This window comes from Bacillus sp. FSL H8-0547, from assembly GCA_038002745.1.
Classification (GTDB): domain Bacteria; phylum Bacillota; class Bacilli; order Bacillales; family Bacillaceae; genus Bacillus_P.
Window position 1 is genome coordinate 2,900,978 of record JBBODD010000001.1, and the last position, 12,441, is coordinate 2,913,418.

Consider the following 12,441-nt stretch of genomic DNA (forward strand, 5'->3'; position numbering starts at 1 on the left):
TTATATCCTTTTACAGGGAGGTTTACCTATGCCGAAAAAACTCGTGCTGATTGACGGGAACAGCATTGCCTACCGGGCTTTTTTTGCCCTTCCGCTGCTGAATAATGACAAAGGTGTACATACAAACGCTATTTACGGATTTACCATGATCCTAATGAAAATACTTGAAGATGAAAAGCCGTCTCACATGCTGGTTGCCTTTGATGCGGGAAAAACGACCTTCAGGCATGAAACGTTCAAAGAATACAAGGGCGGCCGGCAGAAGACCCCGCCGGAGCTGTCGGAGCAATTTCCGTTTATAAGGGAGCTGCTTGATGCCTACAGCATTTCACGGTATGAGCTTCCGAATTATGAAGCGGATGATATCATCGGAACGCTGTCAAAACAAGCCGAAAAAGACGGTTTTGAAGTAAAAGTCATTTCAGGTGATAAAGATTTGACGCAGCTCGTCTCAGAACAGATCACCGTTGACATTACAAGAAAAGGAATAACAGATGTTGATTCCTATACGCCCCAATTTGTTATGGAGAAATACGGCCTGTCCCCCTCTCAGATTATCGATATGAAGGGGCTTATGGGAGACAGTTCAGACAACATCCCGGGTGTTCCGGGGGTCGGAGAAAAAACGGCCATCAAACTTCTGAAGGAACATGAAACCCTTGAAGCGCTCTATGAATCCTTAGACAAGGTTACGGCCAAAAAATTAAAAGAAAAGCTTGAAGAAAACAAAGAACAGGCAATGATGAGCAAAGAGCTTGCAACAATCAACTGTGAGGCGCCGCTTGAAATTACCTTGTCTGAAGCTGAGTATAAGGGCTTTGAGGCGAAGAATGTAGCGGGTATTTACAAAGAGCTCGGCTTCAATTCTCTCCTGGACAAACTGGGAGCGGACACAGAAGCTGAGCTTGAGCCAATCGAAGATGTTCAATTTGAAATGCTTAACGAAATAGCGGATAAACATCTGGCTGATGAATCCGTCCTTATTGTCGAAGTCCTTGATGACAACTATCACAGCAGCAGCATAATCGGACTTGCCGTTATCAATGAAAATGGCAGCTACTATGTGCCGGCAGAACTTGCCGTTAAATCTGAGGCGTTTAAAAAATGGGCGGCAGACGAGACGAAACGAAAAACGGTTTATGATGCCAAACAATCCATCGTTGCTCTTCACTGGCAGGGGATTGAGCTGAACGCAGTTGAATTTGACGTTTTGCTTGCAGCCTATATCCTTGACCCTTCGCAGTCGTTTGCTGATGCAGCAGGAGTGGCCCGCCACAGCGGAATTCACCTTGTTCAGTCCGACGAAACGGTTTATGGCAAGGGGGCAAAACGCGCCATTCCGGAAGCTTCGATGCTTGCTGAACACCTTGTGAGAAAAGGTCTCGCCCTAAAGGCTGTTAAAGAAAAGCTTCAGCTCCAACTTGAGGAAAATGAGCAGCTTGAGCTTTATCTTGATCTTGAAATGCCGCTTTCCATTATTCTTGCTGAAATGGAAGCAACAGGTGTGAGTGTTGATATTGAGCGTCTCGAAGACATGGGACGGGAGCTGACAGACCGTCTGATGACACTGGAAGAAACGATTCACCGTCTCGCCGGTGAAGCCTTTAATATCAATTCGCCAAAGCAGCTCGGCTCGATTCTCTTTGACAAGCTTGGACTGCCTGCTGCAAAGAAAACAAAGACAGGATACTCCACGTCTGCAGACGTCCTTGAAAAGCTTGCAGGAAAACATGAAATCGTGCAGGAAATCCTTCATTACCGCCAGCTTGGAAAACTTCAGTCCACCTATATTGAGGGGCTTTTGAAAGTCGTCCACAAGGACACAAGAAAGGTGCATACAAGATATGTACAGACGCTTACTCAGACAGGCCGCCTGAGCTCGACGGACCCGAACCTTCAGAATATCCCGATCCGCCTTGAAGAGGGTCGCAAAATCCGCCAGGCCTTTGTCCCTTCTGAAAAAGACTGGGTCATGTTTGCAGCAGATTATTCGCAGATTGAACTCCGGGTTCTTGCTCACATCGCAGGCGACAGCAATCTGATTGAGGCTTTTCAAAATGACCTTGATATTCATACGAAAACAGCCATGGACGTTTTCGGCGTTGAAGCGGATGCCGTTACTTCAAATATGAGAAGGCAGGCGAAGGCCGTTAACTTTGGTATCGTATATGGAATCAGCGACTATGGCCTTTCTCAAAGTCTGAATATTACCCGAAAAGAGGCAGGAGAGTTTATTAAACGGTACCTTGAAAGCTTCGACGGAGTGAAGGAATATATGGAGGAGATTGTACAGGAAGCCAAGCAAAACGGCTATGTAAAAACGCTTCTTCACCGCAGACGCTATATCCCTGAAATAACGAGCAGAAATTTCAATATCAGAAGCTTTGCAGAGAGAACGGCGATGAATACCCCAATCCAGGGAAGTGCGGCCGATATCATCAAAAAAGCGATGATTGACATGGCTGCAAAGCTGAAAGAGGAAAAGCTGCAGACACGCCTGCTCCTTCAGGTGCATGATGAATTGATTTTTGAAGCCCCAAAAGAAGAAATCCCGGTACTTGAAAAACTTGTTCCGCAAGTAATGGAACATGCCGTTGAACTGAAAGTGCCGCTTAAAGTGGACTACTCCTATGGTTCATCCTGGTACGACGCAAAATAAGGAAGTGAGAATATGCCTGAACTGCCGGAAGTTGAAACCGTCAGACGGACACTGATTGAATTAGTCAAAGGAAAAACAATTGAGGCCGTGTATATCCATTGGCCGAAGATGATTAAAAAGCCGGAAGAAACGGTGCAGTTTCAGGATGCTGTTGCCGGTCAGACGATCCGGGATGTCGGAAGACGGGGGAAGTTCCTCAAATTCTATCTTGATGACTATGTCCTTGTCTCCCATCTCAGAATGGAAGGGAGATACGGCCTGTTTCAGTCCTCTGACCCGATCGACAAGCATACGCATGTGGTTTTTAAGATGACGGATGGCTCTGAGCTCAGGTATAAGGATGTCAGAAAGTTTGGCACGATGCACCTTTTCACCAAAGGCGAGGAAGAACTCCATATGCCGCTGTCCCATCTTGGGCCCGAACCGTTCTCTGAAAGCTTCACCGCCGAATACCTGCAGGAAAAGCTGAAAAAGACGAACCGGAAAATCAAGGCTGTGCTCCTTGACCAGAAGGTGCTTGTAGGCCTTGGGAACATTTATGTCGATGAAGCTCTCTTCAGATCCGGCATCCACCCTGAGCGTCCTGCAAACGGACTCAGCGCAGAGGAAACAGCAAAGCTTCAGCAGGAAATTGTGCGCACTCTGAGTGAAGCCGTTGAAAAAGGCGGCAGCACGGTCAGATCCTACGTGAACACGCAAGGTCAGATCGGCATGTTTCAGCTTCAGCTGTTTGTATACGGAAGAACGAATGAACCATGCAAGGTCTGCGGCGAAACCCTGATCAAAACTGTAGTTGGAGGAAGAGGGACGCACTACTGCAGCAGGTGCCAGAGATAAGTGAACACCTCATAGGCCGATGTCATATACTACCGTAGCATTTGCGGAAGGGGCATGGTTTATGGTTGCAGCTGCATCACTTTTTTTATTGGCATTTGCAGTAAGTCTGGATAGCTTTTCAGTCGGTTTCACTTATGGATTAAGGAAAATGAGCATGCCGTTTAAGTCGGTCTTCATCATTGCCTGCTGCTCGGCAGTTACCTTGCTGCTTGCAATGGGGGTTGGACACGCGCTTGCCTCTGTTCTCCCGCACAGTCTGACCGGAAAGCTTGGGGGCATTATTTTAATAGGCATTGGCGCATGGGTGCTTTATCAATTTCTTCAGCCTGTCAGGGAAATGACAAAGGAAGAATCTGAAAAGACCCTGCTTAACCTTGAAATCAAGTCGTTTGGCATCGTGATTAACATTTTGAGCAGACCGGCTGCAGCAGATATTGATAAATCCGGCACAATCACAGGGGTTGAAGCCCTCCTGCTCGGATTTGCATTGTCGCTTGATGCGTTTGGAGCAGGAATAGGAGCGGCGCTGCTCGGCTATTCTCCTTTTGCGACAAGCGTGCTTGTGGCCGTTATGAGCTCTTTGTTTGTAATGTTCGGAATCAAATCCGGGCACCTCTTTTCAAGATTTGCCTGGATGGAAAAACTATCATTTCTTCCGGGAGTTCTGCTGATTATACTCGGAATCTGGAAGCTTTAGAAGCAGGGGGAATAAAAAGTGACGCTCTCAATTGGATTAACAGGCGGTATTGCAAGCGGAAAAAGCACCGTATCAAACATGTTCAAAGAAGCAAACATCCGGGTTATAGATGCAGATATCATCGCAAGACAGGTCGTAGAACAAGGCGCGCCGGCATACCGGCTGATTGCAGAAGCATTTGGGAGCGGCATCCTTCACGAAGACGGATCGATTGACCGCGAGAAGCTTGGGAGCATTATTTTTCAACATGCAAAAGAGCGGGAAAAACTGAACAGCATCGTGCATCCGGCAGTCAGAAAAGAAATGCTGAGGCAAAAAAAAGAGGCGGAAGCAAGCGGCGAGGCTGCGGTCGTCCTGGATATTCCGCTTTTGTTTGAAAGCAAGCTGACACACTTGGCGGATGTTACGCTGGTCGTATACGTGAATCCGGATGTGCAGCTCAGCAGATTAATGAAACGCAACGGCTTATCAGAAGAAGATGCAAAATGGAGAATCGCTTCCCAGCTCCCCCTTAATGAAAAAAAGGAGCAGGCGGATGAAGTGATCGACAACAACGGAACGATCGAAGCAACAAAAGAACAGTTTCATACATTGCTTGAAAAATGGAACCTGGCTTCTAAGTGAAGCCTCGTTTCATTTTTTTTTGAAAAAAGAACATTTAATCATCCTATTTGGGCTTAAATGTGATATACTAATCGTGCGAATAAGCATATATTAGTATATCACATAATCCGAGAGGGGTAATGGTATGAAAGCGAAGATTGCCATTAACGGTTTTGGTCGAATTGGGAGAATGGTATTCAGAAAAGCAATCTTTGAAGAAAGCATGACGATTGTCGCCATCAACGCAAGCTATCCGGCCGAGACGCTGGCGCACATGATCAAATATGATACAAACCACGGGAAGTTCGAAGGGGAAGTGCTTCCTTTTGATGATTATTTGCTAGTTAACGGACAAAAGGTCCAATTACTTAATTTCAGAGATCCGAGGGATTTGCCTTGGGGGCTCATGGATATTGATATAGTTGTTGAAGCTACGGGTAAATTCAACGACGGTGAAAAAGCGATGTACCATGTACAGGCTGGTGCAAAAAAAGTCATCTTAACAGCACCGGGGAAAAATGAAGACATTACAGTTGTCATGGGCGTAAATGAAGAGGCTTACAACAATGAACAGCACGTCATCATTTCAAATGCATCATGCACTACAAACTGCCTGGCACCTGTTGTAAAAGTGCTCGATGAACAGTTCGGCATTGAAAACGGCCTCATGACAACCGTTCACGCCTACACAAACGATCAGAAAAACATTGATAACCCGCACAAAGATCTGCGCAGAGCAAGAGCATGCGGCCAGTCCATCATCCCGACAACAACAGGCGCTGCAAAAGCGCTGTCTCTAGTCCTGCCTCATCTAAAAGGCAAACTTCATGGCATGGCACTTAGAGTTCCGACTCCGAATGTCTCGCTCGTCGACCTCGTTGTCGATGTGAAAAGAGACGTGACAGTTGAAGAAGTGAGTGCTGCGTTCATGGATGCTGCAGACGGAGAACTCCAGGGAATCCTGGATTTTACAACAGAGCCGCTAGTATCGATTGACTTTAACACAAACCCGCATTCCGCAATCATCGACGGCCTGTCCACTATGGTCATGGCAGACCGGAAAATTAAAGTGCTCGCATGGTATGACAACGAATGGGGCTACTCATGCAGAGTCGTGGATCTCGTTCGATTTGTTGCTTCGAAAATGAAGAAGTTATCAGCAGTATAAACGTATAAGTGGAAAAGACAGCCTTTGGCTGTCTTTTCTTTATGCATCCAGCATTTAGGGGTGGTGCAAGCCTGCGAGACATCTTATCTGACGGAGAATGGCACGGGGATTTCGCGTGAACAAACAGAAGCACATATGAAATGACCCTTCAGCAGGGTGGAGATGGTGCGAAGGGTTATAAGTGCATGAGATATGACCTTTCAGCAGATTGAGCATTGCGCGAAGGGTCATAAGTGCATAAGAAATGACCCTTCATAAGGATGGAGATGGTGCGAAGGGTTATAAGCAAACTAGTAATCACTCTGTAACAAGACTCAGTGAGGATAGAACCCTCAAACAGAGAAATATCTTGTTTGGTGGTCCTGATCCGTCCGATAAGAACCCTCAAGCGGAAAAAAACAGGTTTGACGGCACCATCCCACCCAATAAGAACCCTCAAGCAGAAAAAAATCCGGTTTGATGGCACCGATCCGCCCGATAAGAACCCTCAACCAAAGAAAAATCCAGTTTGGTGGTCCTAATCCGTCCGATAAGAACCCTCAAGCAGAAAAAAATCCGGTTTGATGGCACCGATCCACCCGATAAGAACCCTCAAACAGAAAAAAATCCGGTTTGATGGCACCGATCCGCCCGATAAGAACCCTCAAGCAGAAAAAAATCCGGTTTGATGGCACCGATCCGCCCGATAAGAACCCTCAAGCAGAGAAGAATTCTCTTTGATGGCACCATCCCACCCAATAAGAACCCTCAAGCAGAAAAAAATCCGGTTTGATGGCACCGATCCACCGGCACCGATCCGCCCGATAAGAACCCTCAAGCAGATAAGAATCCAGTTTGATGGCCCCATTCCGTCCGATAAGAACCCTCAACCAAAGAAGAATCTGTTTTGATGTCACCATCCCACCCAATAAGAACCCTCAAACAGAAAAAAAACAGGTTTGGTGGTACCAATCCACCCAATAAGAACCCTCAAGCGGAAAAAAATCCGGTTTGATGGCACCGATCTGCCCGATAAGAACCCTCAAGCAGATAAGAATCCAGTTTGATGGCACCGATCTACCCAATAAGAACCCTCAAGCAGAAAAAATCCGGTTCAATAGCACCATCCCGCCAGAAAGTATTCCAAATTATGTCCTCCGCAAAAAACGAAATTTATCTCTGCTAAAAAAATACTAAAACACCCGGCAACGTACGCTGTGAGCCCCTGAATGAAAGAGAAGCATCGTTTTTTTGAAAAAAGTGTGTTGCAAAAACAAACTAAAGAAAGTATACTATTTTTCGTGAACTTCTTAATGAACGCGGCCTTGTGGCTACTTAAAGGGTTAGGACCTCTCTGGACTAACTTTCCCCCGTGGTAGTTCAACAATCCATTGCGAAGAACTTCATGTAAACTAAAATTCCTAAAGGGGGAACCATATAATGGAAACAATGGGACGTCACGTAATCTCTGAACTGTGGGGATGCGACTTTGATAAACTGAATGATATGGACTTTATTGAAAAAACGTTTGTAAATGCTGCGCTGAAATCAGGTGCTGAAGTGCGCGAGGTAGCTTTTCACAAATTTGCTCCTCAAGGAGTGAGCGGGGTTGTCATCATCTCTGAGTCTCACTTAACGATTCACAGCTTCCCTGAACATGGATATGCAAGCATTGATGTATATACTTGCGGAGATTTAAACCCGAATGTTGCAGCAGACTATATTGCAGAGGCTCTTTGCGCACAAACACGCGAGAACATTGAGATCCCGCGCGGCATGGGTCCTGTACAAGTGAAACAGGCTCAAGTAAAAGCTCTTTAATGATTACTCATTTTCATGTAAAATGAAAGAGGTGCAGCATGCACCTCTTTTTCTTATGCAATGACCTTTTACATACATACCTTTTATTCTAATTAGAAAAGGAGCCGAGCCTAACTATGAGCATGATGCATAAAATGAAAAGTTTCTTCTCTGCAGGACAGGAAACGTCTGAAAATCATTACGATGAGGCATTGAGAAGCCACTATTATAAAACGACCGCCAAGAAGGCAATGGAAACCGTTCAGCAAACGCTCGGCAGAATGCCTGGAGCAAAAGTGACATCCGTTTCCGAAGAGCACGGCGAAATCAGTCTTGCCATTGAAAAACCTAAAAAAGCGCTGATGATTGTCACGGTCATATCTGTACGGCCTTACGAAACAGCCATTGATTTCAACGTGTCAACAGATTCAAAGCTCGGAACAGATTTCGGGTTCAGCAAAAAGCTGATCAGTGAGGCTTACGAAAAGTTGAATAAGGATCTTCCGTTTATCGGCACAGGACTTTATCCGAAGTGATAACGGCTGCGTGCGAAGGAAAGTCCATGCTTTTGGGAAAGATAGAAGAAAAGATTCGGCATCAAGATCAGACTGTAACAGAAATCCCGATGCTTTTTGATTGGAGCTGGTTGTATGAAATGTCCTACATGTCATCATAATGGCACGAGAGTTCTGGACTCCCGTCCTGTTGATGAGGGAAAATCCATTCGGAGACGGCGTGAATGCGAAGAGTGCCAGTACCGCTTCACAACGTTTGAAAAGGTAGAGGAGATTCCGCTCATCGTTGTCAAAAAAGAAGGGGTCCGGGAAGAATTCAGCAAAGATAAGATTCTTCGGGGGCTCATCAAAGCGTGTGAAAAGCGCCCTGTTCCTCTTCCGAAACTGGAGGAGATTGTGCAGGATATTGAAAAAGAACTCCGGAATCAGGGAATATCAGAAGTGAACAGCGACGACATTGGCGAAATGGTTATGGACAGGCTTGCCGGTGTGGATGAAGTGGCTTACGTCCGGTTTGCGTCCGTTTACCGCCAGTTTAAAGATATAAATGTATTTATTCAAGAATTATCAGAGCTGATCAAAAAGGTGAAATAAGAGCGCGCAGAACATGGTTTTGGGCTCTTTTTTCCTTTTCGCAGGCATGCTGCTTGTTTCGGCCGATGAAACAGAGGGAATGCTATGGACAATCATTGGAAACAATTACTTCCGGTAGACAGGTATCTCGTTAAAATGAACGGGCTGCTGCAGGATTTTGACAGAAAAGTTCTGACGCTGCTCTATCAGCCTCTGCTTGGGGCAAAATGCTATGCCCTCTATATGACACTCTGGTCAGAGCTTGAACAGGACCGGATATGGAGCAGAGAAACGACGCATCATGGCTTGATGTCTCTTATGCAAAGTAACCTGAGGGAGATCTATGAAGAACGGATTAAGCTTGAGGGCATAGGACTGCTTAAAACCTATCTGAAAGAAGAAGGAGATTCCAGACTCTACATTTATGAGCTGATGCCGCCCATCATGCCGGATGAATTTTTTCAGGACGGGGTATTGAACATTTATCTGTATAACCGGATCGGAAAGTCAAAATACAGTCAGCTGAAAGCCTACTTTTCAGACAGCAGCCTTCCGGAAAACTTGACGCAGGTGACAAAGCCTTTCAATGAGGTGTTTCAGTCCCTGCAGCCAACAGAAATGCACTCTTTTGCTTCAGGAGAAATGCAGGAATCCATGATACCTGAAGAAGGCAAGGACTTACTTGGTTCTCAGACGGGAAGCTCTCCCCATATGACGGACACTGTTTTTGATTTTGATCTGTTTTACGCCGGGCTTTCAGAAGCTGTTATTCCAAGGAAATCCATTACGCCGAAAGTAAAAGAAACGATCAAGAAACTTTCTTATCTTTACGGCATTGGAGCCATGGAGATGAAGAATGTTGTGATGAACGCCATTGATGCGAATGAATCTATTCAAATAGATGAACTGAGAAAGGCTGCAAGAGACTGGTATCAGTTTGAGCACGGAGAAAGACTTCCTGCTCTTACTGAAAAAGTACAGCCTTCCCACCTCAGGTCAAAGCCTGCGGTTCAGGCTGAACTGTCACAGGAAGAATCGCTGATCAGACAGCTTGAGAGCATCTCGCCGAAGCAGTTTTTAAAGGACCTGGCAGACGGCATAGAGCCATCTGCTGCAGACCTGCAGATCGTTGAAGAAGTCATGTTCAAACAAAAGCTTCATCCGGGCGTTGTGAACGTCCTGATCTACTATGTCATGCTCAAAACCGACATGAAGCTCTCAAAGACGTATGTTCAGCGAATCGCGAGCCACTGGGCGCGGAAACAGGTGTCAACTGTCAAGGAAGCGATGGACCTTGCAAAGCAGGAGCACAGAAAGTATCAGGACTGGGCTTCAAAGAAAACATCTTCCGGCAGAAAAATTGTCCGGAAAGAAACGCTGCCACAGTATTTACAGCAAAGCGAAGAACGTGCAGATCCAGCCGCAGAGCAGGATGACGAAGAAACGGAGCTTGAACGGAAGCGGCTTGAAGAAAAGCTCAGACAGTACAGGGAACAAAATTAATTTCAGGCGGAGGTGAACAAAAATGGAATCCATCAACAAATCTCTTGGGCGCCTTTCAGGCCGGGAAGATTTTCAGAAGAGGCTGGGTGCCATGAAGGCTCAGATCATGCAAAATCCGGATATCCAGGAATTTCTGCATGAAAACAGTTCTGAAGTGAATGAAGAAATGATTAACAGAAGCCTGATTAAACTCTACGAATACATTGGACAAAGCAAGCGCTGCGCAGACTGCCCAAGTCTCAGGGAATGCAAAAATCTCGTCGAAGGCTATCATCCGAAGCTGATCCTTCAGGGGAAAACGATTGACCTGAAGTATGAGGTCTGCCCGACGAAAGAAGCGGATGATGAACGGAAAAAACAGCAGTCGCTCATCAAGTCCATGTTTATTCCGCGTGACGTTCTGAATGCAACCCTTGAAGACATTGATCTCAAGGAAGCAAGCAGGCTGAAGGTTGTGGACATGGCCCTAAGCTTCAGCAGGGACTATCAAGAGGGCAAGTACCGCAAAGGGCTTTACTTGTACGGACCGTTCGGGATCGGCAAAACCTATATTCTCGGAGCGATTGCAAACGAACTTGCAAAGAAAAAGATTCCTTCCATGCTTGTGTACGTGCCGGAATTTTTCAGGGAATTAAAAAGCTCCATGCATGATCATTCGCTGGAAGAGAAGGTTGAGGCGGTTAAAAAGGTAAAGGTGCTGATGCTTGATGACATTGGTGCCGAGGCGATGTCAAGCTGGGTGCGTGATGATATTCTGGGATCAATCCTTCAATACCGCATGCTTGAAAACCTTCCAACGTTTTTCACCTCCAATTTCAGCATGAAAGACCTTCAATCGCATTTAAGCGTTACACAGCGCGGTGAAGAAGAGCCTGTAAAATCAGCGAGAATTATGGAGCGAATCAAGTATCTGGCAGAACCGTTCGAACTGAAAGGCCGCAACTGGCGCGAAAGATAGAAAAAGCAGTACACCGCAAATCCTGCGGCGTGCTGCTTTTTTTGGTTTTGTGATTCTAATTGTTCTTCTCTGGCCATATACATGGAATCAGGTATTGGCTAAAAGGGGGGACAACCTTGATCAAAGTATTTTTTAATTCTCCGGATGAAGCAGAGAGATTTTATACAATGCTTGTCCTTAAGCAAAATCAGCGGAACGTTGAATTGTGCATAATTGACGGAAACGGAGTCGGGGTTTCGGCAAGTGATTTTGATGCGGCGGCAAGAACGCTTTTTATTCCGGCGCTTGCGTCTTATATTCTTAAATACAACGAATCACGTCTTATGCTTTCGATCATCAGGGACCGCTTTTATTTTCATGAGCCTGAAGAACAGCAGCAAATCATACATATTGCAGAGGCGATCATTGAAGGTGAACGGACGGAAATTCCCGGTGCCAAACAGCTTCCCGTGAGAGAAACGCCGATTTATGAAGCGCTGCATGATTTTATTAAGCCTGATCTTGCATTTGCTCTTTCGTCCTTTATAAAATTCCGTCTTCACAGCTATGTGGAGCGTTTATATAAATATATTGAGATTGCGATTGAAGAGTATAAGCTTGAACAGGAGTATCAGACGTTTATTCATAGTTTAAGAGAGTATGCCATGAACAGGGAAACGAAGGCAGAGGTTATTCACATTGTTCATGAACACGAATTGACCGTTTACAATGAGCATTTTTCTGAAATCAGCAAAGAGGATTTAGCGGGGCATATTGACAGGACGTTCGTTCATCAGCATCCGATGTATATCGATGCTTCCCTTTTGGCTCCCCTTGTCTCTATAGCCCCAGGGAAGATCCATCTGTATACCGATTCACCTGATTTTGGAATGGTGCAGACCATCCAGAATATCTTTCTTGAACGGGTAAGCATTTATCCGAGAAAGATGGCCGGCGTTTAAATTCAGCTTTCGGAAGGGAAAAAGCGGAATCAGCTTGATTTCCTCCCGGAATGCTTTTATAATACGTTATGAATAGAAGAAAAGTTTTGATGAGGACACGGGTGAGTTATCACGGCTCAAAGAGAGGGAAGACACGGCTGAAAGCTTCCCAGTACGAATAACCTGCTTACCGCCTCTGAACTTCAGCTTTGAAAAGGACTTTTTCCTG

Annotated in this window: 11 protein-coding genes; all 11 read left to right on the forward strand. The window is 45.7% G+C overall.

Annotated features, from left to right (window positions below; translation table 11 throughout):
• Positions 1-28 precede the first annotated feature (28 nt).
• A complete protein-coding gene (gene polA, locus MHB63_14270; GenBank protein MEK3807684.1) occupies positions 29-2,659 on the forward strand; it encodes a DNA polymerase I in 2,631 nt (876 codons plus the stop codon).
• Between the two features lie 12 nt (positions 2,660-2,671).
• A complete protein-coding gene (gene mutM, locus MHB63_14275) occupies positions 2,672-3,496 on the forward strand; it encodes a DNA-formamidopyrimidine glycosylase (protein MEK3807685.1) in 825 nt (274 codons plus the stop codon).
• A 61-nt stretch (positions 3,497-3,557) separates the two neighbouring features.
• Positions 3,558-4,193, forward strand: coding sequence for a sporulation membrane protein YtaF (ytaF, locus tag MHB63_14280; protein MEK3807686.1), 636 nt, complete (start codon positions 3,558-3,560; stop codon positions 4,191-4,193).
• An 18-nt stretch (positions 4,194-4,211) separates the two neighbouring features.
• Entirely contained in the window at positions 4,212-4,817 is a 606-nt protein-coding gene (coaE, locus tag MHB63_14285; GenBank protein ID MEK3807687.1) for a dephospho-CoA kinase, read from the forward strand.
• 124 nt (positions 4,818-4,941) lie between these two features.
• Entirely contained in the window at positions 4,942-5,964 is a 1,023-nt protein-coding gene (locus tag MHB63_14290) for a glyceraldehyde-3-phosphate dehydrogenase (GenBank protein ID MEK3807688.1), read from the forward strand.
• 1,419 nt (positions 5,965-7,383) lie between these two features.
• Positions 7,384-7,764: an adenosylmethionine decarboxylase gene (gene speD, locus MHB63_14295; GenBank protein ID MEK3807689.1), complete on the forward strand. Its 381-nt coding sequence runs from the start codon at positions 7,384-7,386 to the stop codon at positions 7,762-7,764.
• Between the two features lie 116 nt (positions 7,765-7,880).
• Positions 7,881-8,279: a cytosolic protein gene (locus tag MHB63_14300; protein MEK3807690.1), complete on the forward strand. Its 399-nt coding sequence runs from the start codon at positions 7,881-7,883 to the stop codon at positions 8,277-8,279.
• A gap of 114 nt (positions 8,280-8,393) precedes the next feature.
• Positions 8,394-8,852 carry a transcriptional regulator NrdR gene (gene nrdR, locus MHB63_14305; protein ID MEK3807691.1) on the forward strand — a complete coding sequence of 153 codons (459 nt, stop codon included), beginning with the start codon at positions 8,394-8,396 and terminating at the stop codon, positions 8,850-8,852.
• A gap of 84 nt (positions 8,853-8,936) precedes the next feature.
• Positions 8,937-10,334, forward strand: coding sequence for a replication initiation and membrane attachment family protein (locus MHB63_14310; GenBank protein MEK3807692.1), 1,398 nt, complete (start codon positions 8,937-8,939; stop codon positions 10,332-10,334).
• A gap of 22 nt (positions 10,335-10,356) precedes the next feature.
• Positions 10,357-11,292 carry a primosomal protein DnaI gene (dnaI, locus tag MHB63_14315; protein MEK3807693.1) on the forward strand — a complete coding sequence of 312 codons (936 nt, stop codon included), beginning with the start codon at positions 10,357-10,359 and terminating at the stop codon, positions 11,290-11,292.
• A 116-nt stretch (positions 11,293-11,408) separates the two neighbouring features.
• Positions 11,409-12,233 (forward strand): putative sporulation protein YtxC, encoded by an 825-nt coding sequence (gene ytxC, locus MHB63_14320; GenBank protein MEK3807694.1) that lies wholly within the window; start codon positions 11,409-11,411, stop codon positions 12,231-12,233.
• Positions 12,234-12,441 lie beyond the last annotated feature (208 nt).